The 23,582-nt window shown below is 71.5% G+C and carries 24 protein-coding genes and 1 riboswitch; of the genes, 7 read left to right on the forward strand and 17 right to left on the reverse strand.

Translation table 11 applies throughout. The annotated features are described in order from the left end of the window. Window positions 1–18 precede the first annotated feature (18 nt). Window positions 19–696, forward strand: a complete 678-nt coding sequence (locus tag AB0O28_RS28305) for a class I SAM-dependent methyltransferase (RefSeq protein WP_363645328.1) — start codon at window positions 19–21, stop codon at window positions 694–696. A 133-nt stretch (window positions 697–829) separates the two neighbouring features. Here AB0O28_RS28305 and panC read toward each other — a convergent pair whose 3' ends face one another. Beyond that, complete coding sequence (panC, locus tag AB0O28_RS28310) at window positions 830–1,684, reverse strand: pantoate--beta-alanine ligase (protein ID WP_363645330.1); 855 nt, start codon at window positions 1,682–1,684, stop codon at window positions 830–832. Beyond that, window positions 1,675–2,565, reverse strand: coding sequence for a DUF2520 domain-containing protein (locus AB0O28_RS28315; RefSeq protein ID WP_363645332.1), 891 nt, complete (start codon window positions 2,563–2,565; stop codon window positions 1,675–1,677). The genes panC and AB0O28_RS28315 overlap by 10 nt, the downstream gene beginning before the upstream one ends. Window positions 2,566–2,725: 160 nt before the next feature. On the opposite strand from AB0O28_RS28315, the gene AB0O28_RS28320 reads away from it, so the two are divergent. Next, window positions 2,726–3,706, forward strand: a complete 981-nt coding sequence (locus tag AB0O28_RS28320) for an SAM-dependent methyltransferase (protein WP_363645334.1) — start codon at window positions 2,726–2,728, stop codon at window positions 3,704–3,706. Further along, window positions 3,703–4,023, forward strand: coding sequence for an antibiotic biosynthesis monooxygenase (locus AB0O28_RS28325; RefSeq protein WP_363645336.1), 321 nt, complete (start codon window positions 3,703–3,705; stop codon window positions 4,021–4,023). The genes AB0O28_RS28320 and AB0O28_RS28325 overlap by 4 nt, the downstream gene beginning before the upstream one ends. Here AB0O28_RS28325 and AB0O28_RS28330 read toward each other — a convergent pair. After that, on the reverse strand, window positions 4,003–5,202 hold the full coding sequence (locus AB0O28_RS28330; protein WP_363645338.1) for a cytochrome P450: 1,200 nt from the start codon (window positions 5,200–5,202) through the stop codon (window positions 4,003–4,005). The genes AB0O28_RS28325 and AB0O28_RS28330 overlap by 21 nt on opposite strands. A 68-nt stretch (window positions 5,203–5,270) precedes the next feature. On the opposite strand from AB0O28_RS28330, the gene AB0O28_RS28335 reads away from it, so the two are divergent. The 3 genes from AB0O28_RS28335 to AB0O28_RS28345 all read left to right on the forward strand — a co-directional run bounded on the left by AB0O28_RS28335 (window position 5,271) and on the right by AB0O28_RS28345 (window position 8,858). Continuing rightward, window positions 5,271–5,948, forward strand: coding sequence for a pentapeptide repeat-containing protein (locus tag AB0O28_RS28335; protein WP_363645340.1), 678 nt, complete (start codon window positions 5,271–5,273; stop codon window positions 5,946–5,948). A gap of 60 nt (window positions 5,949–6,008) precedes the next feature. Beyond that, window positions 6,009–6,124: riboswitch (SAM riboswitch) on the forward strand. Between the two features lie 43 nt (window positions 6,125–6,167). Further along, entirely contained in the window at window positions 6,168–7,472 is a 1,305-nt protein-coding gene (locus AB0O28_RS28340) for an aminotransferase class V-fold PLP-dependent enzyme (protein WP_363645342.1), read from the forward strand. 201 nt (window positions 7,473–7,673) lie between these two features. Next, the gene (locus AB0O28_RS28345) at window positions 7,674–8,858 is read left to right on the forward strand and encodes an NADH-quinone oxidoreductase subunit D (protein WP_363645614.1); all 1,185 of its coding nucleotides are present in this window, start codon (window positions 7,674–7,676) and stop codon (window positions 8,856–8,858) included. A 149-nt stretch (window positions 8,859–9,007) separates the two neighbouring features. Here the strand turns inward: AB0O28_RS28345 and AB0O28_RS28350 are convergent, their stop codons facing one another. The 12 genes from AB0O28_RS28350 to dacB all read right to left on the reverse strand — a co-directional run bounded on the left by AB0O28_RS28350 (window position 9,008) and on the right by dacB (window position 19,660). After that, window positions 9,008–9,694, reverse strand: coding sequence for a hypothetical protein (locus AB0O28_RS28350; RefSeq protein ID WP_363645344.1), 687 nt, complete (start codon window positions 9,692–9,694; stop codon window positions 9,008–9,010). A 214-nt stretch (window positions 9,695–9,908) separates the two neighbouring features. Further along, window positions 9,909–10,358, reverse strand: coding sequence for a DUF3180 domain-containing protein (locus tag AB0O28_RS28355; RefSeq protein WP_363645346.1), 450 nt, complete (start codon window positions 10,356–10,358; stop codon window positions 9,909–9,911). Between the two features lie 18 nt (window positions 10,359–10,376). Next, window positions 10,377–10,877 carry a 2-amino-4-hydroxy-6-hydroxymethyldihydropteridine diphosphokinase gene (folK, locus tag AB0O28_RS28360; RefSeq protein WP_363645348.1) on the reverse strand — a complete coding sequence of 167 codons (501 nt, stop codon included), beginning with the start codon at window positions 10,875–10,877 and terminating at the stop codon, window positions 10,377–10,379. Further along, window positions 10,874–11,239, reverse strand: coding sequence for a dihydroneopterin aldolase (gene folB / locus AB0O28_RS28365; protein ID WP_363645350.1), 366 nt, complete (start codon window positions 11,237–11,239; stop codon window positions 10,874–10,876). The genes folK and folB overlap by 4 nt, the downstream gene beginning before the upstream one ends. After that, window positions 11,236–11,682, reverse strand: a complete 447-nt coding sequence (locus AB0O28_RS28370) for a nuclear transport factor 2 family protein (RefSeq protein WP_363645352.1) — start codon at window positions 11,680–11,682, stop codon at window positions 11,236–11,238. The genes folB and AB0O28_RS28370 overlap by 4 nt, the downstream gene beginning before the upstream one ends. A gap of 4 nt (window positions 11,683–11,686) precedes the next feature. Further along, window positions 11,687–12,559: a dihydropteroate synthase gene (gene folP / locus AB0O28_RS28375; RefSeq protein WP_363645354.1), complete on the reverse strand. Its 873-nt coding sequence runs from the start codon at window positions 12,557–12,559 to the stop codon at window positions 11,687–11,689. 123 nt (window positions 12,560–12,682) lie between these two features. After that, window positions 12,683–13,282: a GTP cyclohydrolase I FolE gene (gene folE / locus AB0O28_RS28380; protein ID WP_363645356.1), complete on the reverse strand. Its 600-nt coding sequence runs from the start codon at window positions 13,280–13,282 to the stop codon at window positions 12,683–12,685. A 2-nt stretch (window positions 13,283–13,284) separates the two neighbouring features. After that, window positions 13,285–15,291 carry an ATP-dependent zinc metalloprotease FtsH gene (gene ftsH, locus AB0O28_RS28385; RefSeq protein ID WP_363645358.1) on the reverse strand — a complete coding sequence of 669 codons (2,007 nt, stop codon included), beginning with the start codon at window positions 15,289–15,291 and terminating at the stop codon, window positions 13,285–13,287. A 268-nt stretch (window positions 15,292–15,559) separates the two neighbouring features. Next, window positions 15,560–16,117 (reverse strand): hypoxanthine phosphoribosyltransferase, encoded by a 558-nt coding sequence (hpt, locus tag AB0O28_RS28390; RefSeq protein WP_363645360.1) that lies wholly within the window; start codon window positions 16,115–16,117, stop codon window positions 15,560–15,562. An 11-nt stretch (window positions 16,118–16,128) separates the two neighbouring features. Then, window positions 16,129–17,121 (reverse strand): tRNA lysidine(34) synthetase TilS, encoded by a 993-nt coding sequence (gene tilS / locus AB0O28_RS28395; protein ID WP_363645362.1) that lies wholly within the window; start codon window positions 17,119–17,121, stop codon window positions 16,129–16,131. Window positions 17,122–17,166: 45 nt separating this feature from the next. Then, window positions 17,167–18,216 (reverse strand): zinc-dependent metalloprotease, encoded by a 1,050-nt coding sequence (locus AB0O28_RS28400; RefSeq protein WP_363645364.1) that lies wholly within the window; start codon window positions 18,214–18,216, stop codon window positions 17,167–17,169. Window positions 18,217–18,274: 58 nt separating this feature from the next. After that, complete coding sequence (gene dacB, locus AB0O28_RS28405) at window positions 18,275–19,660, reverse strand: D-alanyl-D-alanine carboxypeptidase/D-alanyl-D-alanine-endopeptidase (protein ID WP_363645366.1); 1,386 nt, start codon at window positions 19,658–19,660, stop codon at window positions 18,275–18,277. An 86-nt stretch (window positions 19,661–19,746) separates the two neighbouring features. On the opposite strand from dacB, the gene AB0O28_RS28410 reads away from it, so the two are divergent. Then, window positions 19,747–20,244: an inorganic diphosphatase gene (locus AB0O28_RS28410; RefSeq protein ID WP_363645368.1), complete on the forward strand. Its 498-nt coding sequence runs from the start codon at window positions 19,747–19,749 to the stop codon at window positions 20,242–20,244. Window positions 20,245–20,257: 13 nt separating this feature from the next. On the opposite strand, the gene AB0O28_RS28415 is transcribed toward AB0O28_RS28410, so the two are convergent. Together AB0O28_RS28415 and AB0O28_RS28420 are read right to left on the reverse strand one after the other, a co-directional pair. After that, window positions 20,258–21,412 (reverse strand): NlpC/P60 family protein, encoded by a 1,155-nt coding sequence (locus AB0O28_RS28415; RefSeq protein ID WP_363645370.1) that lies wholly within the window; start codon window positions 21,410–21,412, stop codon window positions 20,258–20,260. An 82-nt stretch (window positions 21,413–21,494) separates the two neighbouring features. Next, on the reverse strand, window positions 21,495–23,507 hold the full coding sequence (locus AB0O28_RS28420) for an RNA polymerase sigma factor (RefSeq protein ID WP_363645372.1): 2,013 nt from the start codon (window positions 23,505–23,507) through the stop codon (window positions 21,495–21,497). Window positions 23,508–23,582: the final 75 nt, after the last annotated feature.

Genomic DNA, 23,582 nt, shown 5'->3' on the forward strand with positions numbered 1-23,582 from the left:
TAAAAATCTGGAGGGGTCATGGACAGGCCGATCACGGGCGTGGACGCGGATCAGGAGGAGGCCGTGCGCCGAGCGCTGGAGGAGTACTACCGGTCCGGCAAGCCGCCGTGGGACACCGGTGTGACGCCGCCCGAGCTGGTCGCCCTTATCGAGGGGCACAGTGGGGGACGCGCAGAAGGGGACGGCGAGGGACGCGCGGAGGGGCACGGCGAGGGGCGTGCGCTGCCGCCGGGCCGGGCTCTGGAGCTCGGTTGCGGCACCGGAACCAACGCCGTCTATCTGGCCCGGCACGGCTGGGAGGTCGTGGCCGTCGACCTGGTCGAGCGCGCGATCGAGCAGGCCCGGGAGAAGGCCGAGGCGGCGGGCGTGGCCGTGCGGCTGCTGCACGGAGACGCCACCCGGCTCGACGAGCTGGACGCGCCCGGCCCCTACGACCTGTTCTTCGACCTGAGCTGCTTCTGCGGCATCCCGCCGCACCGCCGCGACGCCTACGCCTCTGGGCTCACCCGCCGCGCCGCTCCCGGCGCACGACTGCTGATGTTCGGATACGGCCCCGGAACGCTCGGCGACACGTTCGCCGGCGTCACCGCCGACGAGCTGCGCGCCAGGTTCGCCGGCTGGGAGCTGGTGGACGTCACACCCGGGACGAACCCGTTCCCCACCTTCTGGTTCACCCTGCGGGCCGGGGGAGCCTGATCCGGGAAGCCTGATCCGGGAAGCCTGAGCCGGGAAGCCTGATCCGGGAAGCCTGAGCCGGGAAGCCTGATCCGGGCCCGGCGGTCCGCGAGGCCCCGGCCGCGCTCTCGCCCGCCGCACCCGGCCCGCGCTCCTACAACGTCAGAACCATGTTGTCGATGAGACGGGTGGTGCCGACCTTCGCGGCCACGGCCAGGATGGCCTCGCCGCGGTGGTCGTCGCCGACCGGCGCGAACGTCGCGGGATCGGCCAGGATCAGATAGTCGAGCAGCAGCGGCGGGTCGAAGCGGGCCGCCTCCTCCAGCACGGCCCTCGCGGCGTCGAGGATCCCGGCCGGTCCCGTTGTCCCGGCCCGCGCGGCGCCCGCCCGCAGCGCCCGCGACAGCGCGAGCGCGGTGCGGCGGTCGGCCTCGGACAGGTACCTGTTGCGGCTCGACAGCGCCAGGCCGTCGGCCTCCCGCACGGTCGGGGCGCCGACGATCGACACCGGGACGTCGAGGTCGGCCACCATGCGCCGGATCAGTGCGAGCTGCTGTGCGTCCTTCTGCCCGAATACCGCGACGTCCGGCTGCACCAGGTTGAACAGCTTGAGGACCACGGTCAGCACGCCGTCGAAGTGGCCGGGCCGGAAGGCGCCCTCGACCACCCCGCCCATGCCGCCCGCCGAGACCTCCACCTGGCGGTCCGGCAGGTACATGTCCTCCGCCGAGGGCGCGAAGACCACGCGCACGCCCTCCTCCTCGCATGCCCGGAGGTCGGCGTCGAACGTACGGGGATAGCGGGAGAAGTCCTCGCCGGGGCCGAACTGCAGGGGATTGACGAACACGCTCACGATCACGTGATCGGCGTGCTCGCGCGCCAGCCGCACCAGCGACCGGTGGCCCTCGTGGAGCGCCCCCATCGTGGGGACCAGGGCGATCCTCCCGGGGCCGAGCGCGTCCTTCGCCTTGACGAGGCCGGCACGGTCGGCGGCGACGGTCAGGTCCATATGTTTCCTCCCAGGGCGTCCAGCAGGCGTTCGGCCGTCTCCGGCTTGAGCAGCCCCGCCGCGAGCGCCCGGTCCGCGGTGAGCCTCGCGAGGGCGACGTACGCGTCCGCGGCCTCGGGGGCGGCCAGGATGAGCGCGTCGACGTGCTTGCGCACGGTGCCCGCGTCGCCGCGTACGACGGGTCCGGTGAGCCCGCTGATGCCGAGGCGCAGCACGTTGTCGAGCGCCGCGCCCAGCAGCGGGCCGAGCATCCGGCCCGGATGCTCCACGCCGATCTTCGCGAGCAGTTCCTGCGACTCGGCCACGAGCGTCACCATGTGGTTCGCGGCGCCGGCCAGAGCGGCGTGGTAGAGCGGCCGGTCCTGGTCGGCGATCCAGACCGGCTCGCCGCCCATCTCGATCACCAGCGCCTCGGCGACCGGCCGCAGCGTGTCCGGCGCGGTGACACCGAACGAGCAGCCGTTGAGCCGGGTCAGGTCGTCGCTCCTGCCGGTGAACGTCATCACCGGGTGCAGCGCGAGCGGCAGCGCCCCCGCCTCGGCCGCGGGGTCGAGCACGCCCAGGCCGTACGCGCCGCTGGCGTGCACGAGCAGCTTGCCGCGCAGGTCGGCGCCGGTGGCGGCGAGCCCGGACACGAGGCCGGGCAGCACGTCGTCCGGCACGGTCAGCAGCACGAGCTCGGACCGGGCGATGACCTCGTCCGGCCTGCTGAGCGTCAGGCCGAGACGGTCGGCGGCCCGCCGCGCCGACGCGTCGGACACGCCGCTGGCGGCCACCACCCGATGACCCGCGAGCATGAGCGCGGCTCCGAGCACGGAACCGACGCGTCCCGCGCCGAGCACTCCCACGGCGAGCCGCGCCGGGCGGTCACTTGTGTCCATGACGCCTCCCTCGGTTCAGCGTAGCGGCGGCGCTCCGGCCGGCCCGGGTGTGGCCCAACGGTCGAATTTTGTCCCGTTTCTCCCGGGCTTATGTTGAGCCATCAGTACGAAAGTGACTACTTTTCGTCACGACCCCGGCGTGTCGGTAACGTGAAGCCTCGTGGAGGTCACCTGGCGGGAGGCCATGCGGCGGGCGCTTTACGGCACCGGCGGTTTCTACCTGCGGGAGCGCCCCGACCGGCATTTCCGCACGTCGGTGCATGCCTCACCGGTCTTCGCCGAGGCGGTGTCGCGCCTGCTGCGGCGGGTCGACGCCGCCCTGAACCGGCCCGATCCCGTCGACTTCGTCGACATGGGCAGCGGCAACGGGCTGCTGGCCGCCCGGGTGCGGGCGGCCGTGCCGCCGGATCTCGCGCAGCGGCTGCGCGTCACGGCCGTCGACCTGTCCCCCAGGCCCGGCGATCTCGACCCTCACGTCGCCTGGGAGCCGGAGGTCCCGCACGGGGTCACCGGCCTGTTGATCGCCAACGAGTGGCTGGACAACGTGCCGCTCGACATCGCCGAGATGACCCCGGACGGCCCGCGCCTGCTGCTCGTGGACACCTCGACCGGCGGCGAACGGCCGGGGCCCGCTCCCGGCCCCGAGGATCTGGCCTGGCTGGAGCGCTGGTGGCCGCTGCGCGCACCGGGGGAACGCGCCGAGATCGGCCGTCCCCGCGACGAGGCGTGGGCCTCGGTGATCACGCGGCTGTCACGCGGCACCGCGGTCGCCGTCGACTACGCTCATCTGGCCGGGAGGCGGCCCCCGCTCGGCACGATCAGCGGATATCGCGACGGCTCGCCGGTGCCTGCCACACCGGACGGGTCGTGCGACGTCACCGCCCATGTCGCGCTGGACGCCTGCGCGGCGGCCGGCGAGCGTGCGGGAGCGCAGGTGTCCGCGCTCACCACGCAGCGGGAGGCGCTGCGGGAGCTTGGTGTCACCGGCGCCCGCCCGCCGATCGCGCAAGCGTCCGCCGATCCCGCCGGGTACGTACGGGCGCTCGGCCGGGCCTCACAGGAGGCCGAGCTCATCGACCCGGCCGGTCTCGGCGGCTTCGGCTGGCTCAGCCAGTCACGACTACGAGAGGAGAAGTTGTGATCGCGAGAATCTGGCGCGCGAGCGCGACCCCGGAGGGCGCGGACGGCTACGAGCGGCATTTCACCGGGGCGGTCCTGCCCTCCCTGCGCGACGTGGACGGGCACCGTGGCGCGTACCTGCTGCGGCGCGACGCCGGCGACGGCCGGGTAGAGCTCCAGGTCATGACGCTGTGGGAGTCGATGGACGCGATCGGCCGCTTCGCCGGGGCCGACCCCGCCACAGCCGTCGTCGAACCCGGGGCCCAGGCCGTCCTGCTCGGGTACGACACCACGGTCACCCATCACGTGGTGGCGGTGTCAGACGGTGACCTTCAGTGACTCCAGGCCGCGCATGATGTAGCTGGGCTTCCACGTGGGCTCCTCGGCGAGCTCCAGCCTGGGCGCCAGCCGCAGCAGGGCGCCGAACGACTCGGTCATCTCGACCCGCGCGAGCGGTGCGCCGAGGCAGAAGTGGATGCCCGCGCCGAACGAGATGTGCGGATTGTCCACCCGGCCGAGGTCGAGACGGTCCGGGTCGGCGAAGACCCCGGGGTCACGGTTGGCCGAGCCGAACAGCAGCGCGACCTCCACCCCCCGGGGGATCGTCACCCCGCCGACCTCGACGTCCTCCAGCACCCATCGCTCGAACATCTGCGCCGGGGTGTCGTAGCGCAGCAGCTCCTCGACCGCCGTCGGCATCAGGCCGGGGTCGGCGCGCAGCCGCTCCAGCTCGCCGGGGTTGCGGAACAGCGCCCACCATCCGCTGCCGGTGGCGTTGACCGTGGCCTCGTGCCCGGCGTTGAGCAGCAGCACGCAGGTGCCGATCAGCTCGTCCTCGGTGAGCCGGTCGCCGTCGTCCACCACCTGCGCGAGTGCCGAGATCATGTCGTCGCCCGGCCGCTGCCTGCGCGCCCTGGCCAGCTCGCGCAGATACTCCGCGAACTCCGTCGCCGCGCGAACGGCCGTGTGCTGGACCTCCAGTGAGGGGTTCAGCTCGTACATCCCGCAGATGTCGGCCGACCAGGGGCGCAGCAGGTGGCGATCGGCCTCGGGCACGCCCAGCATCTCCGCGATCACGGTGACGGGCAGCGGCTCGGCCACCTCCGCCAGCAGGTCGCCGCCGCCGCGCTCGACCAGTCCCTCGGTCAGCTGGGTCGCGATCTTCCGTACGCGGGGACGCAGCGACTCGACCATCCTGGGCGTGAACGCCTTGGACACCAGGCGGCGCAGCCGCGTGTGCACCGGGGGCTCCACGTCGAGCATGCCGGCCCGGATCACCCGCCAGAACGGCTCCTGGAACTCCGGCTCCGGCTCGCGACCGAACGCCTCGTGCGTGCCCACGTGCAGGTAGGACCGGCCGAGGCGCCGGTCGCGCAGCAGCGCGTTCACATCCGCGTGGCGGGCGATCAGCCACTGTCCCGTCGGCTCGAAGAAGCTGACCGGATCGTTGTCGCGCAGGTCGCGATAGACGTCATAGGGGTACGCCACGAACTCGGGATTCCAGGGATCAAACTTCACAATGGACAACAATAGGGATTGAAGACCTGAGCTGGGAGTACGGCCTCGTCATGTCCTAGGTTGAGACGATGCCGAAGCCCCGCGAACAGCACCGCAGAGAGCCCCGCGAACTCACCGAGTTGCCCTACGCCGATCACCTCGAGCCGTTCGAGGGCCGTCTCGCCCAGGGCGGCGACTACGACACGGTCCTGTTCGACGGGCAGGAGTTCGACGACGCCGACGCTTCCAATGCCCGATTCATCGAATCGGCGTTCACCTCGGTCACCTTCACCGGCGGCCGTTATCGGCGCACCCGGTTCTCCGACGTCTGGCTGAGCGGCGTGCGCTGGGTGGGCGGTGACCTGACCGAGTCCACCTGGACGGACGCGGAGATCATCTCGAGCTCCCCGGCCGGTACGGCGCTGCCCGGGGCCGCGATGAACCACGTGGCCTTCCATCGGTGCAAGCTCGACTCGGTCAACCTCCGCGCGGCCGAGCTCCGTGAGGTCTCGTTCGTCGAGTGCACGCTGCGCGACGTGGACTTCATGGGCGCCACGCTGACCGGTGTCTCCTTTCCCGGCTCCACGCTGGAACGGGTGCGGTTCGACAAGGCGCGCATGTCCCGGGTCGACCTGCGCGGCGCCGTGTCCCTGGGCATCTCCGACGGTTACGACGCGCTGCACGGCGCGACCATCAGCGGCGTCCAGCTGATGGAACTCGCGCCGATGTTCGCCCACATCCTCGGTGTCACGGTCGACAACGGCTGACTTCGCCTGAGTCGTCCGCACTTGCGGGCGGGGGGCGGTGCCGGGTTATAGTGCCGTCCAGGTCATGAGTGCCAGCGTCAAGCCCCGGCTTGCTGGCCGGCAACCCTCGCGCTCGCGGCGGGGTGCCCCGGGTGAGGACCGGGCCTGGCACGAGGTGTGCCGGGCAAGCGCGGGCTCCGCCTTCCGATGCCATGGCCGGGGTCCCCGACCCCAGGAGGCATGGCGTTGTCCGCACTCACCTTCGTCCAGCAGCCCGTCGACCGCATCTCCGAGCCCGATGTCGCCTCCGTGCGCCTGCCCGCCGTCGTGGGCGCCGACCTGGAGGTGCCCGTCAGGGGCGGCAGGCTCGTGCCGTACGCGAACCTCGACTACGCGGCGAGCGCGCCCTGTCTCGAGCCGGTGAACGCCGCCGTCGCGGCGGCGCTGCCGGCCTACTCCAGCGTCCACCGGGGTGCGGGCTACGCCTCGCAGCTCACGACGGCCAGGTATGAGCAGGCCAGGCACACCGTGCGGGCCTTCGTCGGCGCCCGCCCCGATGACGCGCTGGTCTTCGTGCGCAACACGACCGACGCCATGAACCTGCTGGCCCGCAGCCTCCCCGAGGGCACCACCGTCGTCGTGTTCGAGACCGAGCACCACGCCTCGCTGCTACCGTGGCCCGACGCCGTACGGCTCGCGCCGCCCGCCTTCCCCGGCGAGGCGATCCGGGCGGCCGACGAGGCGCTGGCCGCGATCGAGGGCCCGGCCCTGCTCGTCGTGACCGCCGCCTCCAACGTCACGGGCGAGCTGTGGCCGATCGCCGGGCTGGCCCACATCGCCCACCGGCACGGTGCGCGGATCGCCGTGGACGCGGCCCAGTTCGTCCCCCACCGCGGGCTCAACCTCGCCGCGCTCGACCTCGACTATGTGGCGTTCTCCGGCCACAAGCTCTACGCCCCGTTCGGCGCCGGGGTGCTCGTGGGCCGCTCCGACTGGCTCGCCGCGGCCGATCCGTATCTGCGCGGCGGCGGAGCCGTACGGGCCGTGGGCGAGACCACCGAGTGGAGCGACGACCCCGAGACACGGCACGAGGCCGGCACCCCCAACGTGCTCGGCGCGATCGCGCTCGCCGCCTCCTGCGACGCGCTGACCGCGACCGGCTGGGCCGCGCTGGTGCGGGAGGAGGAGCGGCTGCTCGCCCGCCTGCGCGCCGGGCTCGCCGCGATCCCCGGCGTACGCGAGCTGTCGCTGTGGGGTCAGGACCACCCGCGCGTCGGCATCGTGTCGTTCGCCGTCGAGGGCCGCACGGCCCGCGAGGTCGCCGAGGCGCTGTCGGCCGAGTGGGGCGTCGGCGTCAGGGACGGCAAGTTCTGCGCCCACCCGTTCGTCCGTCACCTCCTCGGCGGCGGAGAGCACGGTGGCGGGGAGGACGGCGGCTGCGCGGACGGCACGGTGAGCGCCGTACGCGCCTCGATCGGCATCGGCACGACCACGGAACACGTCGACCGCCTCGTCGAGGCGCTACGCGCGATCGCCGCCGCCTGAAGAAGCGAAGTCAGGTCGGGGGTCTCGCCCATGAGATCCCCGATCAAGCGGCATCCGTCGGCTTCTCGCTGACGGGAAGGCGCAGCGGAGGGGCCTGCCCAGCCGAGCAGCAGGCTGCCGTCGACACGAGACGGTGGTCGAGTTCGTCTGATGCCTTCGCCGTCTTCGCTCCCACGTGATGAGCGTGAAAGCATGGACGGCATGACGAGCGAGCAGGAGGGCGCGCACCGGGAACGCATCGTGGGGATCGGCGCGGGAGCCGACGCCGTCGAGCCGAGGGAGCTGGCCACCGAGGACATGATCCTCAACATCGGCCCGCAACACCCCTCCACCCACGGCGTGCTGCGGCTGCGGCTCGTCCTCGACGGCGAGCGCATCACGGCCGCCGAGCCGATCGTCGGCTACATGCACCGCGGCGCGGAGAAGCTGTTCGAGGTGCGCGACTACCGGCAGATCATCGTGCTCGCCAACCGGCACGACTGGCTGTCGGCGTTCGCCAACGAGCTGGGCGTCGTGCTCGCGGTCGAGCGCATGCTGGGCATGCAGCCCCCGCCCAGGGCGGTGTGGGCCAGGACGCTGCTGGCCGAGCTCAACCGCGTGCTCAGCCACCTGATGTTCCTCGGCAGCTATCCCCTGGAGCTCGGTGCGATCACGCCGGTCTTCTACGCCTTCCGCGAGCGGGAGACCCTGCAGCACGTCATGGAGGAGATCTCCGGCGGCCGCATGCATTACATGTTCAACCGGGTGGGCGGGCTGAAGGAGGAGCTGCCCCTGGGCTGGCTCGACCGCGTCACCGCCGCCGTGGCGGCCGTGCGGCGGCGGCTGCCCGACATCGAGGAGCTGATCGCCGGCAACGAGATCTTCCTGGCGCGCACCCGCGGCGTCGGGGTGCTCGACCGCGAGACGATCATGCAGTACGGCGTGAGCGGCCCGATCGCGCGGGCCTCGGGCGTCGACTTCGACCTGCGGCGCGACGAGCCCTACCTCGCGTACGGCGAGCTGCCGGTGAAGGTCGTCACCAGGTCGGCCGGGGACTGTCAGGCCCGGTTCCAGGTGCTGCTCGAACAGGTCAAGGTCTCCCTCGAACTGGCCGACGCCTGCGTCGAGCGCCTGCGGCACCTACCGCCGGGGCCGATCAACCAGCGGCTGCCGAAGGTGCTGAAGGCGCCCGAGGGGCACACGTACGCCTGGACGGAGAACCCGCTCGGCCTGAACGGCTACTACCTCGTGTCGCGGGGCGAGAAGACGCCGTGGCGGCTCAAGCTGCGCAGCGCCTCCTACAACAACATCCAGGTGCTGCGCGAGATGCTGCCGGGCACCCTGGTCGCCGACATGATCGCGATCCTCGGCTCGATGTTCTTCGTGGTCGGCGACATCGACAAGTGACCAGAGCACCGGTCATGCAACCGTCCCTGGCCACCCCCGCACCAGCGCGATCGTGCCGTCGCGCATGAACCACGGGCCTCTTCCTGACCCCGATCAACGCGATCAGGAAGAGGTATCACAAACCAGCCCCGGGTTACCTGACCGGCGCTTCAGTTGGCGGGCGAGACGGTCTGGGTGACGCTGGAGACGCGGGTCGCCGTCAGGTAGTGCCGGTCGAGGATCACCGTGAAGTCGCTGTCCCCGCCCCTGCGCTGCGCCGAGCACTTCAAGGAGACCGTGGTCGGGCTCTTGAGGGTGAACGCCCTGGTGAAGGACATCGGCTCCCGCCGGCCCGCGGTCACCTCGACGAAGACCGGGTGAGGAAGCGTGAGGCCGGAGGCAAGCTCCAGGGCGCATTCGGCATCGAACAAACTCTCCTGCTCCTCGGACGGCAGCTGGCTGACGCTCAGGTCGACATTGAACACGTATGCGCCCGCCGGCAGGTTGAGCACCGCAGCCGTAGCCGGTGCGGGACGCGTGTTACCACTGACGTCGATGCGGAGGGCCGATCGCGGCACGGATTGGTAGGTCTCGCCGGCTCCGGGACCGGGAGGGCCCGCCGGACCCTGCGGCCCGACGGCGTTCCAGGAGACCGGTTTCTCCCCTTCGGCGCAGGTGGCAGAGGGGGAAGGGCTCGGGGCCAGGCGCAGCACGTTGTCCGCGCCCGCACAGGCCATGATCTCCCCGCCGTCCACTGCGGCGGAGACGGCCGCCATCGTTCCACTGCCGACGAGCAGACCGGCCGCCACGCCGACCGACAACAACGCACCGCGCGCTGCTTTGCCGTTCTTCCTCATGTCACTCCAAATCCGTGCTCGTAACCGACGCGGCAATCCTGGCGGCGGCGGCTTACGTTCCTCTTGGAGTGTCTTGGAGCCTCTTGGGACAGGGCGCGATTCCAGCAGCGGTCGGTGCCGTGAAGTCGAACACCATCAAGCGCCCGGCTGTTCGCCCGCCGCGTGAACGGTGGACCACCATCGCCGCCGGCCGCGGCGTGACATGGCCGGTGCTCTAGCTCTCCCCGGACGGTTTGCCGGGCACCCGGCAGCAGTGCTCCAAGACCAGCGCCGCGCAGATCAGGATCACGCAGGCCACGAACGACCCGCCTCCGACCAACGCGTCCTGGCGGGGCTTCTCGAGATCGAGCAGGTCGAGCACGCGCACCACGAACCCGGCGAAGATGCCGCCGAACACCGCTCCGGCGTACGCGGTGGCCTTGGCCAGCGCGGCCAGGCGGGCGACGGCCAGCGGCTCGACGGGCTTGGTGCCCGGGCGGCGCAGGATCCTCGCCCGGGTCAGCCAGCCCGTGTACGCCTCGCCGATCGCCAGCAGCAGCGTGGTGGGGATGGCGGTCCACGGCAGGGTCGGCACCACGGAGTAGAACTGCCGCAGCAGGCCCCAGGTGAGCAGGGCGAACACGACCACCAGACCGACGATCACGCCGGGATTGCTGGGCTTCACGCGGGGACTCCTCGTCGATCAGACCGGGGGTTCGAGCACGAGGTCGGAGCGCAGCCGCACCCCGCTCTGGTCCATGTCGGCCAGCAGGGCCGCCACCGACCCGCGTCCGGGCAACACCGCCGCCGGGTCCGCCTGCGCCCACGGGACCAGGACGAACGCCCGCTCGTGCGCCCGGGGGTGCGGGAGCGTGAGCTCGGGGTTGTCGGACATGAGGGTGCCCACCGCGATGAGGTCCACGTCGAGCGTTCGCGGGCCCCACCGCTCCTTGCGCTCACGGCCGAAGGCGGTCTCGACGCTCTGCGCCCGGTCGAGCAGCGTGCGAGGGTCGAGCATGCTCTCGGCGATCACCACGGCGTTCAGGTACGGCCCCTGCTCCGGGCCGCCGACCGGATCGGTCTCATAGACCGGCGACACCGCCACGAAGGTGAGCCCGGGGGCGTCGAACAGCGAGTCGACGGCTCCCTGGAGGTTCTCGATACGGCGGCCGAGGTTGCTGCCGAGTGCGATCACGACCCTCATGCGCGCCCCCTTCTGATCGTCACCACCACGTCGTCGAACGGCAGCGGGATGGGCGCCGCCGGTTTGTGCACGCTGACCTCCGCCTCCTCGACCAGCCCGTGGGCCAGGCAGGCCTCCGCCAGCCGCTCGGCGAGGGTCTCGATGAGGTTGACCGGCTCGCCCTCCACGATGCGGACGAGTTCGGCCGCCAGGGCGCCGTAGTCCACGGTGAGGGTCAGATCGTCGGCCGCCGCCGCGGGTGCGGTGTCGAACCGCAGGGTCACGTCGACCACGAACTCCTGGCCCAGCTCACGCTCGGCGGGCAGGCAGCCGTGCCTGCCGCGGGCCCGCAGCCCGGTCAGTCGCACCGCGTCCCGGGTCAAGGCTCCTGCTCCTCCTCGTCGTCGTCGTCACTTTGGAGGACCGGTGAGCCGTGGTAGAGCCACAGCCGCCACCCGCTTCCGGTCCGCACGTACGTGCTGGAGGCGACGACCCGGCCGGCCGCGAAGCCCGGCTCGTCGGTGTCGGCCGCCGTGAGGATGTTCTCCGCGCAGGTGACCACGGCGACGTCCCCGAGCACGGTCGTCTGCACGTCGGTCAGCACGAACTGGATGTACGGCGTGTTGGCCATGATGAGCGCCCACGAGCGCAGCACCTCCGACCGCCCGGTCAGCATGGGCCAGCCGGGGTGCACGCACATGGCCGGGCGTCCCGGCACGTCCTCGATCCAGATCTCCGACATCATGTCGAGGTCGCCGCTCTCGATGGCGTTGTAGAACGCCTGATTGAGCTCCTCGATGTCCTTCATCGGCGTTCCCGTCGGCATGTCGTCACCGGCTCTCGTCAGCGTGTCGTACGGCTGCCGCCCTCCACGCGGCGGCCACTCGCACCGCGTCGGCGTTCGGCCCCACGCGGTGCACCCGCACGCACCACGCGCCGGCCCGTGCCGCGAGCGCGGTGACGGCGAGCGTGGCGTCTTCCCTGCCGTCCAACGGCCGGGGCTCGCCGTCCGGCCCCGCCAGCAGGCGGCCGAGGAAGCGCTTCCTCGACGCCGCGATCAGCAAGGGGCGGCCGAGGCGGCTCAGCTCGTCGATGCCGGCCAGCAGGGCCCAGTTGTGCTCGGCGTTCTTGGAGAACCCGAGGCCGGGGTCGAGCACGATCTGCTCCTCCCGCACGCCCTCGGCCAGCACGGAGTCGACCCGCTTGCGCAGTTCCTCCGCCACCTCGGTCACGACGTCGCCGTAGACGGCCCGGCTGTCCATGTCGCGGCTGTGCCCGCGCCAGTGCATCACGACGTACGGCACGCCGGTCGCCGCCACGACCCGCGGCATCGCCGGGTCGGCCAGCCCGCCGCTCACGTCGTTGACGAGCTTCGCCCCGGCCGCGACGGCCGCCTCCGCCACCTCCGCGCGCATGGTGTCGACGCTGACCGTCACGCCCTCCTGGCTGAGCGCGCGGATCACCGGCTCGACGCGGCGGAGCTCTTCCTCCAGCGGGACCCGCGCCGCGCCGGGACGGGTGGACTCGCCGCCCACGTCCACGATGTCGGCGCCCTCGGCCACCATGTCGAGGCCATGCCTGATCGCGACGTCGGCGTCGAACCACTGCCCGCCGTCGGAGAAGGAGTCGGGGGTCACGTTGACCACGCCCATGACCAGGCAGCGCCCAGACTCGGGCATACCGGGCACACTCGCTGCGGTCATGGGGTCAAGACTAGTGCCGTGACCGACAAGGTTCGCCCGCACGTCGCGGTGTCCGGAGCGGTGCATCGCGAGGCGGGAATGCCCTTCGGACAGGAGCGCCGTCCCAACCGCCGTCGCCCGCGCTCAGCCGCGCAGGATCAGCGACATGGCCTCGGCCCTGGTCGCCTCGCTGGTGCGGAAGTCGCCCCGGACGGCCGACGTGATCGTCTTGGCACCGGGCTTGCGCACGCCGCGCATGGTCATGCACATGTGCTCGGCCTCGATGACCACGATCACCCCGCGCGGCTCCAGCACCTGCATCAGGCCGTCGGCGATCTGAGAGGTCATCCGCTCCTGGACCTGCGGCCTGCGCGCGTAGACGTCCACCAGCCTGGCCAGCTTGGACAGGCCGGTGATGCGTCCCTTGTCGTTCGGGGTGTAGCCGATGTGGGCCACGCCGTGGAAGGGAAGCAGATGGTGCTCGCAGGTGGACATCACTTCGATGTCCTTGACGAGCACCATCTCGTCGTGGTCCGCGTCGAACATCGTGGTCAGCGCGTCCTCGGGCCGCTGGCCCAACCCCGCGAACTGCTCCGCGAACGCGCGGGCGACCCGAGCCGGGGTGTCCCGGAGCCCGTCGCGATCGGGGTCCTCCCCGATCGCGTACAGGATCTCCCGGACCGCCTTCTCGATCCGGTCGTGGTCGAAACCGGGATGCGAGGCCGCCACGTGAGGTTCGGCCACGGTCAGGCCTCGTCCCGCTGCGCCGACTGGTCGTTGGCCCAGGGCGTCGAGCCGGCACCGCCGGCGGGCAGCGCCTGGCCGTTGCCGTTGGCGCGCTCCTTGGGAGTGATGACCGGCGGGCGGTCGGACGGCAGGCGCTTGCCGTACCCGGCGTAGGAAGGACGCTTCTCCTTGGGCACGACCGGCGAGAAGATCTCGAGGACCTGCTCCCGCGAGAGCGTCTCCTTCTCCATCAGTTCGAGCACGAGGTTGTCGAGCACGTCGCGGTACTGGACGAGGATCTCCCACGCCTGGTCGTGCGCGCTCTCGATGAGGCGGCGGACCTCCTCGTCGATCGCCGAGGCGATCTGCTCGGAGTAGTCGCGCTCGTGGCCCATCTCACGGCCGAGGAAGACCTCGCCGTTGCCGCTGCCGAACTTGCGGGCGCCGAGCCGCTCGCTCATGCCGTACTCGGTGACCATCCGGCGGGCGATGGAGGTCGCCTTCTCGATGTCGTTGGACGCGCCGGTGGTGGGCTCGTGGAAGACGAGCTCCTCAGCCGTGCGGCCACCGAGCAGCATGGCGAGCTGGTCCATCATCTCGGACCGGGTCGCGAGGAACTTGTCCTCCATCGGCAGCGTCATCGTGTAACCGAGGGCGCGGCCGCGGGACAGAATCGTGATCTTGTGGACCGGGTCGGAGTTGGGCAGCGCGTGGGCCACCAGGGCGTGACCGCCCTCGTGGTAGGCGATGATCTTCTTCTCCTGGTCCGACATGACCCGGGACTTGCGCTCGGGGCCGGCCATCACGCGGTCGATCGACTCCTCCAGGATCGCCATCGTGATGAGCTTCTGGTCCTGCCGGGCGGTCAGCAGGGCCGCCTCGTTGATCACGTTGGCGAGGTCGGCGCCGGTGAAGCCGGGGGTCCTGCGGGCGATCACGTCGAGGTCGACGTCCTGCGCGAACGGCTTGCCGCGGCCGTGGACGCGCAGGATGCCCTTGCGGCCCTCGAGGTCGGGCCGGTCGATGACGACCTGCCGGTCGAAGCGGCCGGGACGCAGCAGGGCGGGGTCGAGGATGTCGGGGCGGTTGGTGGCGGCGATGAGGATCACGCCGCCCTTGACGTCGAAGCCGTCCATCTCGACGAGGAGCTGGTTCAGCGTCTGCTCACGCTCGTCGTGGCCGCCGCCCAGGCCCGCACCGCGGTGCCGGCCGACGGCGTCGATCTCGTCGATGAAGATGATCGCCGGAGCGTTCGCCTTGGCCTGCTCGAACAGGTCGCGGACGCGGGAGGCGCCGACGCCGACGAACATCTCGACGAAGTCGGAACCGGAGATCGAGTAGAACGGCACGCCCGCCTCACCCGCGACGGCGCGGGCGAGCAGGGTCTTGCCGGTGCCGGGCGGGCCGTACAGCAGAACGCCCTTGGGGATCTTGGCGCCGATGGCCTGGAACTTGGCCGGGGCCTGGAGGAACTCCTTGATCTCCTGGAGCTCCTCGATCGCCTCGTCGGCCCCCGCGACGTCGGCGAAGGTCGTCTTCGGGGTGTCCTTGGTGATCAGCTTCGCCCGCGACTTGCCGAAGTTCATGACGCGGGAGCCGCCGCCCTGCATCTGGTTCATGATGAACAGGAAGAACAGGACGACGACGATGATCGGCAGGAAGCTGACCAGCAGGCTGACGAGGAAGTTCTGCTGCGGCACCTCGACGGTCCAGCCCCCGGAGGGCTTGGCCTGCTGAAGCGCCTGGGTGAACTCGACGCCCTGGCCCTCGACCCAGGGGGCCTGTATCCGGGTGACCTGCTTGCCGTTGACGTCGATCGGCTTGTTCAGCGTCAGCTCGACGCGCTGGTCCTTGTCGACGACCACGCCGTTCTTGACATTGCCCTGCTGGATCTGCTGGACGACCGTTGAAGTGTCGGCGGTGGTGTAGTTGCCGTCCCCGCCGAACATCGTGGTGACGAGCAGGAGAAGCAATACGATGCCCAGGATCCACAGCAGTGGGCCACGTGTAAATCGCTTGAGATCCATCCGTTGCGGAACCCCGGCGGGCCCGTCCCTTCCTGACCAAGGCCTGCCCCGGGAAATCCCGGGGTCGCGGCATCCCTTACCGCTCCTTCTGACTACCGCGGGCCCGCCTCAGCGGCCTCCCACGGATATCCGAAGGTACACCCGGCGGCCGCGTCGGGTAACTGCCCGAGCGGCTCCGGCTTTGCCTTTCCAACGTACGTCAGCCAGCCCCGTGTTCCCCGACCTGGCGCCCAATAACGCACGATTCGAGGGTCACTTCGCTAAGGGCTTACTCTCCCCCGTACACATGAGGCGCAAGAGTCCCGATGAACGGCAGGTTGCGATACCTCTCCGCGTAATCGAGACCGAACCCGATGACGAACTCGTTGGGGATGTCGAAACCGACGTAGCGGACGTCCATCTCGACCTTGACCGCGTCCGGCTTGCGCAGCAGGGTGCAGATCTCCACGGACGCCGGGTTGCGCGACTTCAAGTTGTTCAGCAGCCACGAAAGGGTCAGCCCGGAGTCGATGATGTCCTCGACCACGAGCACGTGCCGGCCCGCGATGTCGGTGTCGAGATCTTTCAGCACCCGCACGACGCCGGAGGACTTGGTCCCCGCGCCGTACGAGGAAACGGCCATCCAATCCATCTGCACGGGCACGTGCAGCGCGCGTGCGAGGTCGGCCATGACCATGACCGCCCCCTTGAGCACGCCGACGATCAACAGTTCCTTGCCGGCGTAGTCGGCGTCGATCTGGCCCGCCAGTTCCTTGATCTTCTCCTGTAGCTCCTGCTCCGAGATGAGGACTGCGGAGAGATCCTTGCCCATGTCGGCTGCGTCCACCTGGGGTTTCCTTACGCGAGCGAGAGGTTGTCCACGGCGAAGACAAGGGTGCCACAGCGCCTGACCACCCCTACCCCCCCGGGTAGGCCCACCCCCTTCTGCCCATGCCAGCCGGTCACCAGCCGCTCGACCGCCTCGATGTGCACCGCCGCGAGCGCGGCGGCGTTCGCCCCCGCCTCGACGGCCGCCCGCTGGATGACCCGCCGCCGCACCGCCCCCGGCACGTCCGCCAGCACGGACACGTCCAACTCCCCGGCGGGGCCCCGCGACTTCGCGTGGACGGCGTCCGCCCACACGTCCAGAGCGTCGGCGTCGTCCCGGCACAGCCGCGCCGTACGGGCGAGCGCCTCGGCGATCCCCGGCCCCAGCGCGGCCTCCAGGGCCGGCAGTGCGTCGTGGCGCACCCGGACCCTGGTGTACGCCGGATCGTCGTTGTGCGGGTCGTCCCAGGGCCGCAGGCCGAGGGCCTCGCACGCCTGCCTGGTCCGCGGGCGGCCGAGCCCCAGGAGCGGCCGCCGATAGATCCCGGAGACCTCCGCCATGCCGGACAGGGACCGGGTGCCGCTGCCGCGGGCCAGGCGCAGCAGCACGGTCTCCGCCTGGTCGTCGCGGGTGTGGCCGAGCAGGACCGCCGCCGCGCCCAGCCGGCCGGCCGCGGTGGACAGCGCGGCGTAGCGGGCCTCCCGCGCCGCGGCCTCGGGACCCCCGGCCGTGCCGACCGTGACGGTCAGCGCCTCGGCCGGGTCGAGACCGAGGGCGGGCGCGAGCCGTACGACGTCGCGGGCCCGCTCGGCCGAGCCCTCCTGGAGGCCGTGGTCGACGGTCAGCAGCCCGGCGCGCAGGCCGAGGCGCGGGGCCGCGAAGCCGGTGGCCGCGGCCAGCGCCAGCGAGTCGGCGCCGCCGCTGCAGGCCACGAGGACGAGCGTTCCCTTTTTGGCGGCGAGATCCGCGAGCGACAGCCGTACGGCACGTCGGACGTCGGCGACGGCGGGATGCGGGCCCATGCGGCCATTGTGGCGGTGCCGCTCGTGGGCCGGGTAACGCCCCGGTCAGGTGGAGGTGAGGACGCGGGACATCCAGGCGTGCGGGTTGGTGATCTCCTCGCGGTCGGGCAGGGTTTCCGGCGAGGTCCAGACCTTGTTGAACGACTCCATGCCGGCCTCGTCCACGACGGTGCGCACGAAATGGGAGCCCTCGGCATACTGCTTCATCTTCAGCTCGATGCCGAGCAGGCGGCGGACGAGCTGGTCGAAGCGCGAACCGCCCTCGCGGCGGCGCTGGAACTTGGCCCGGATCTCGGCGACCGACGGCACCACGGACGGGCCCACCGCGTCCATGACGTAGTCGCCGTGTCCCTCCACCAGCGTCATCACGGCGGTCACGCGGTCGAGGACGGCCTTCTGCTCGGGCGTCTGGATGGCCTCGATGAGGTTGCCCTCGCCGCCCCTGAACGCGTCGGCCACGGCGTCGGAGGCGGCGCGCAGGCGCTCAAGCAGGGTCGCCAGGTCCATCTCGGACGCGAGGAGGAACTCGGTCATCTGGCTGCGGACGTACTCCCTGAGCCAGGGGACGCCCGTGAACTGCACCCGGTGCGTCTCCTCGTGCAGGCACACCCACAGGCGGAAGTCACGAGGATCCACGCCCAGCTCGCGCTCGGCGTGCACGATGTTGGGCGCCACCAGCGTCAGGCGGCCCGTCGGGGCGTTGCCCGAGGGGTCGGGCGGGAGGAACAGCTCGTACTGCCCCAGCACCCGGGAGGCGAGGAAGGCCAGCACCGCGCCGACCTCGAGCCCGGTGATACGCGAGCCGACCGCGCCGACGACCGCCGGCATGTTCGACATCTTCTGCGTCAGCGGCTCGAGCACCACACGGAAACCGTCGACGTTGGCGCGGATCCACCCGGGGCGATCGACCACGGTCGCCGCCTCGGGCGTCGCCGAGTCGATGCGGGTGAACTCCCGCACGTGCCCCTCGGCGTCCCGCGACAGCCGCCGCAGTTCGAGGACCGCCTGCCTGGCCTCCTCGCGGCTCACCTGAGGGCCGGGCCGCACGAGGCGCACTCCGGTCGCGACGGCCAGATCCCAGTCGATCACCTGCATACCCACCACCGTACGTTCTTCGCCCTCTCGCCGCGCATGCAGGCGTAATTCAGCACAGTCAGCTCTGGGAGACGATCGTGGCCATCTTGTCGAGGGCGGCGATCGCCTCGGGCGGATTGGCCACCTGGTCGGCCATGAACGCGAAGGTCAGCAACCGGCCGTCGGTCGTGTACGCGATGCCCGCCAGGGTGTTCACCCCGTTCAAAGTGCCCGTCTTCGCGCGTACCAATCCGGCGCCGGCCTTGGAATCGGACTTCGCGTAACGATTGTGCAGAGTTCCCGTGAAACCGGCGACCGGCAGGCCGCTGATCAGCGAGTGCAGCTCCGGGTGGGCGGGGGACGCCGCCACGGCCAGGATGCGGGCGAGGGCCGTCGGCGTGATCCGGTTCTTCGTGGACAGCCCACTGCCGTCGTGAACCTCCACGCCGTCGGCCGCGCCCAGGCGGGTGAGCGCACGCCGGACCGCCGCGGGCACGCCCTCGAAGGTGTGCGGCAGCCCCGCCTTGATGGCGGACTGGCGGGCGAGCGCCTCGGCGAGGTCGTTGTCGCTGTGCGTGAGCATCCGCTCCACGAGCGCGTAGATCGGGCCGGACTCCACCCGGGCCAGCTCCGGTGCGGTGGGCGCCGCCTTGGCCGAGCCGACCTCCTTGCCCACCTTTATTCCGTTCTTTCTGAGCAGCGTGGCGAACGCGTCGGCGGTGGCCCGCGCGGGGTCCGGGTAGCGGGCGCCGTTCCGCGCCCGGCCCTCGTCCATCATGAGCGCGGCCACCGGGGCGACGCTGCCCTCCGGGATGTACGTCGGCTTCCAGCCCGGCGCCGTACGCGGCCCTGTGAACAAAGAGGTGTCGTACGACAGGTCCACCGACGTGATCTTGGCTGCCTTGAGCGCCCCGGCCGTGCTCGACGCGAGCCGGGCGAGCGACGCGGGCCGCGGGTAGATCTCCTTCTGCTCCGCGGCGCTCGTGGCCGGGCCGGCCAGGGTCGGGTCGCCGCCCCCGACCAGGACGATCGATCCGGAGGTGCTCCCCCGTACGACCCGGGTGGCCAGGCGGGCGTCCGGCCCGACGGTGGCCAGCACCGTCATCGCGGTGACGACCTTGGTGGTCGAGGCCGGGGTGATGGGAGTGCCCGACCGGCCGTCGAATATCGGCGTTCCCGTCGAGACGTCGAGCACGATCCCGGCCACGCTGCCGCCGAGAGCCGGGTCACCCATCGCAGCGGTGAGCCGGGTGGCCAAAGTACCCTTGGCGGGAAGAGCCCCGTCCCCCGCCGCGGCCAGAACCGGACCCGCGGTCACCAGGGGGACCGGGGTCGGCTTCGGAGACGCGACCGGAGCCGGGGTCCTGTCGGCGTCATGGGCGATCACATAAGTGCCCGCGAGGACGACGAAGATCTGCAGCAGGGCGAGGGTGGCCACCACCATCCACCGCTCACGTCGCACCACTACGCCCTCATTTCGCGCCGACCTTGAACACGCCTACGAGACATTAACGCCAGCCCGGGAGACCGGGGACTCATGCGGAGGAACGAGTGGAGTTCGACGTTGTCGTTGAGATTCCCAAGGGGCAACGGAACAAGTACGAGGTTGACCACAAGACCGGCCGCATACGTCTGGATCGCCTGCTTTTCACGTCCACCCAGTACCCCGCCGACTACGGGTTCATCGAGAACACCCTCGGCGAGGACGGCGACCCGCTCGACGCGCTCGTACTGCTCCAGGAGCCGACTTTTCCCGGCTGTCTGATCAGCTGCCGTGCGGTCGGGATGTTCCGGATGACCGACGAGAAGGGCGGTGACGACAAGGTCCTGTGCGTCCCGGCGACCGATCCGCGGATGGAGCACATCCGTGACATCCACCACGTCGCGGAGTTCGACCGGCTGGAGATTCAGCACTTCTTCGAGGTCTACAAGGACCTGGAGCCCGGCAAGTCGGTCGAGGGCGCCAACTGGGTCGGGCGCGTCGAGGCCGAGGCCGAGATCGTCGCGAGCATCAAGCGATTCGAGGAGACCGAGCACCAGGAGCACTGATCACGAGCCCTGATCACCCGGGCCGGGTGGCGCCGACCAGATCGTGGCGCCAGATGGGCGAGATGCGCACCACGTCCCCCGTCTGGGGGGCGTGGACCATCATGCCGCGCCCGATGTAGATGCCCACATGATGGATGCTGCCGGGATTGCGGCTCAACTGGCCGTAGAAGATGAGGTCGCCGGTGCGCAGTTCCTTGAGCGGGACGTGCCGTCCCGAGGTCCACTGCGTGCCGGTCCAGTGATCGAGTGACACTCCGGCCCGCTGCCAGGCCCGCATCGTCAGCCCCGAGCAGTCGAACCCCGACGGGCCGGCGGCGGCCCACACGTATGGCTTGCCGATCTGTTTGAGCGCCCACTGGGCGGCCGTCTCACCCGGTCCCGACCCTAGCCGGCCGGTCCAGGCCGGCGCCGCGAGACCTCCGCGGGCGGGGAGGGCCGCCTGCCTGGCCTTGTGCCTCGCCTGTCTCAGCTCGTCGACGCGGTCGCGGGCGGCCTCAAGCCGTTTGGAGATATCCGCTTTCTCCTGCTCGATCCGCTTGGTCTGTTCGAGCTGTTCCTCGACGGCCCGCTGCGCCGCGTCCCTCGCCCCTCGCACCTCGTCGGCGCTGCGTGACTGGTCCGAATAGGCGCGGGCCGCCTGTTCTCGGAGGATTTCGAAGACCTGTTGCGCGTCTTTCAGTCGTTGCAGCGCGGCGGTCTGTTCGTCGCCGAGCTGCGTCAGCACGCTGGCTCTTCGCAGGAAGCCGTGCATGTCGCTTAGACCGCCGAGCATGGCCGCGGTGGACGGTGACAGCCGCAGCCCGCTGTAGCCTTCGGCCACCCTCGCCGCCACCTCTCCGCGCAGCCGGTCGACCTGACCGGCCGCCTGACGCGCCCGCCGCGCCGACTGCTCGTAGGCGGCGCGTGCCTGCTCAAGCTGGACGAGTTGCCCGTTGTAGGCCTCCACGAGCCGCTCCGCCTCGGTGCCGAGCGACTCCCTGCGAGCCTGCGCGGCCGCGAGATCGGCCTCGGCCCTGCCCAGTTCCCGTACGCGCTCCTGCACCTGCTGCCGCGCCTTGGCGACATCCTTGGCCGACGGCTTCGGATCGGCACCCGCCGGGGCTCCGAAGGTCAGGACGAGACTTGACCCGAGCCCGGCGACCAGCCCCGATGCTCTGAGGAGTGGCAATTCCTTCCCCTTCCCTGCTCCACTCCCCTCACTTCCCGCCGACTACTCTCCGTACACATTTAAGCTACGCCCAGTAATCAACCTATGTGGTGGGTCGTCCCGATAAGGCAGGGAAAGAGGCGGGCCGTTGTCCGAAAGGACCGCTATGCAGTCTTTCGGCCGGGGCAGGGCCGCCACCCACGGGGGCGTCTGAGCGGCCTTCCGGCCGGCCGGGGCGTTCGCGATCGACGCCGCCGGGCCGGGCGTACCGGGACCGGCCGCCAGCGGGACCGCCTTGTGCGCGTCGGTCGCTCTCGACGCCTTGCGCGTGCTCGCCGCCCTCGCCATGCCGGGCCTCGTGTCCGCCGCCGAGCCCGCGGCCCTGTCCGCCGCCGTGCTCGCCGCTGAGGCCGCGGCCCTGTCCGCCGCCGTGCTCGCCGCTGAGGCCGCGGCCCTGTCCGCCGCCGCGCCCGCCGCGCCCGGGCGGAACGGCCGAGGGTCCGCCGTGGTCGCGAGAAGGCCTGTGGGACGGCACGGGGAAGGGCCTGTGGGGAGGCACGGGAGCCGGCGGCCACTCCGGGTGGAAACGGGGGTGGTGCTGGTGGTCACGCCAGGGCGGACGGTGTCCCGGCCAGTGGGCCGGCGGCGGCCCGCCCCAGGGCGGCCGGCCCGAGCCGGGGCCGCCGGAACCCGGGCCACCGGAGCCCGGCTCCGTGCCGGGAGTGCCCGGAGTGCCCGGGGTGCCCGGAGTGCCGGGAGTCCCGGGGGTCGTGGTGGGCACGGGCGTCGGTCCTGACGGCGAGGCGCCCGGACCATGCGGGGAAGGGGACGACGCGCCGGTGGGGTGTCCGGACGGCCTGCCGTGCGGCGCGGGACGGTGCGGCCGCCAGGCGGAGGGGGGCACGGGAGCCGGCAGGGGCGCCGGACGCGGCAGGGCCACCGGCCTCGCGGTCAGCACCGGCGCGACCGGCTCGGCCGGCTCGGCCAGGTCCCCGGAGACCGGAGGCGCGGGCGAGCGCCCGGCGGCCGCGCCGGTCTCGTCCTCCGACCCCTCCGGCGACACGCCGCCCTCGGCCGAACCGGACGGACTGGCCGGGGCCTCCGCAGTGGGCAGCCGGAGCGGGGCGATGGTGTCCGCGGCCTGCTCACGCAGGTCCCCGGCGAACTGGGCGAACACGAGCGCGATCGTCGCCACCGCCGCCAGGGCGGCCACGGCGCCCGCCACCGCCTGCGCCAGCCTGCCCTCGCGGCGGCCCGCCCTCGGGAAACCCGCGGCGGTCAACCTGCCCACCCGCTTGGCGACGTACCGCCGGTAGGGGACGAGTTCGGGGTCGATGAAGCTGCTGAGCACCCGCACTCGCAGCGTCTCGGGCATGGCGACCTGGGGAAGCAGGCCGAACACCTTGGCCGGGGAGATCTGCCGGACGCGCTGGCGGCCACAGGTCTCGCACCTCACGATGTGCCGGGTGAGCTGGGCCCGCACCTGCGGCGTGAGCTCTCCGGCGAACCCCGCGAGGATGTGGGACGCCCGCTCGCAGTCGTGGGTGGCACGCCTGGCCATGATCTCGGCGGTCACCGTCTCCCGCAGACGCTCCGTGGCCGCGGCGAGAAGCGCCTCGGCGTACCGCTCGCCGGTGCCGAGCACGGCGGGCAGGTCCTGGCCGGCCATCCCGTGCCGGGCCGCCAGTTCGAGCACCTCCCGGTCCTCGGCCGACAGCGCCCCCACCGCGCTGCTCGCGACGAGGCGCAGGTCGGCCTCGGCGCCGTCGGCCGCGAGACCGGGGAAGGGCACGGTCGCGACGGGAGCCGGCCCGTTGCCGGGCCCGGCGTCGGGCCCGGCGTCGGGCCCGTCCTCCTGTCTGGGCGTACGGCGGCGCATGCACTCGCCCCGGGCCAGGGCGTAGAGCCAGGGGCGGAACCTGCCGGGATCGGCCAGCGAGCCGACGAGGGCCTCCGCGGCGATCAGCGTGTCCCGCAGCGCGACCTGGGCGGCGTCGGGCCCGGCCAGCAACGTGCGGCAGTATCGGTAAAGGCTCTCCGCGTAGGTGTCGTAAAGGGCGGCCAGCGCTCCCGGATCCCGGGCCCGCAACGCCTCGACCAGGACGCCATCATTCATATAACGGAGCGTAAATGCTCGGTAACTCCACGCTCCACCCATTCAGGCGAAGTCGCGTGACTATATGGCCGCCCT

Source organism: Microbispora sp. NPDC088329 (assembly GCF_040685655.1).
GTDB lineage: Bacteria > Actinomycetota > Actinomycetes > Streptosporangiales > Streptosporangiaceae > Microbispora.

Bases quoted from the DNA above. Each gene is read 5' to 3' on its own strand.
- AB0O28_RS28305 (WP_363645328.1), top strand. From the start codon at position 19: ATGGACAGGCCGATCACGGGCGTGGACGCGGATCAGGAGGAGGCCGTG.
- panC (WP_363645330.1), bottom strand. From the start codon at position 1,684: ATGGACCTGACCGTCGCCGCCGACCGTGCCGGCCTCGTCAAGGCGAAG.
- AB0O28_RS28315 (WP_363645332.1), bottom strand. From the start codon at position 2,565: ATGGACACAAGTGACCGCCCGGCGCGGCTCGCCGTGGGAGTGCTCGGC.
- AB0O28_RS28335 (WP_363645340.1), top strand. From the start codon at position 5,271: ATGCCGAAGCCCCGCGAACAGCACCGCAGAGAGCCCCGCGAACTCACC.
- AB0O28_RS28340 (WP_363645342.1), top strand. From the start codon at position 6,168: ATGGCGTTGTCCGCACTCACCTTCGTCCAGCAGCCCGTCGACCGCATC.
- AB0O28_RS28345 (WP_363645614.1), top strand. From the start codon at position 7,674: ATGACGAGCGAGCAGGAGGGCGCGCACCGGGAACGCATCGTGGGGATC.
- AB0O28_RS28350 (WP_363645344.1), bottom strand. From the start codon at position 9,694: ATGAGGAAGAACGGCAAAGCAGCGCGCGGTGCGTTGTTGTCGGTCGGC.
- folK (WP_363645348.1), bottom strand. From the start codon at position 10,877: ATGAGGGTCGTGATCGCACTCGGCAGCAACCTCGGCCGCCGTATCGAG.
- AB0O28_RS28370 (WP_363645352.1), bottom strand. From the start codon at position 11,682: ATGCCGACGGGAACGCCGATGAAGGACATCGAGGAGCTCAATCAGGCG.
- folP (WP_363645354.1), bottom strand. From the start codon at position 12,559: ATGACCGCAGCGAGTGTGCCCGGTATGCCCGAGTCTGGGCGCTGCCTG.
- ftsH (WP_363645358.1), bottom strand. From the start codon at position 15,291: ATGGATCTCAAGCGATTTACACGTGGCCCACTGCTGTGGATCCTGGGC.
- tilS (WP_363645362.1), bottom strand. From the start codon at position 17,121: ATGGGCCCGCATCCCGCCGTCGCCGACGTCCGACGTGCCGTACGGCTG.
- AB0O28_RS28400 (WP_363645364.1), bottom strand. From the start codon at position 18,216: ATGCAGGTGATCGACTGGGATCTGGCCGTCGCGACCGGAGTGCGCCTC.
- AB0O28_RS28420 (WP_363645372.1), bottom strand. From the start codon at position 23,507: ATGAATGATGGCGTCCTGGTCGAGGCGTTGCGGGCCCGGGATCCGGGA.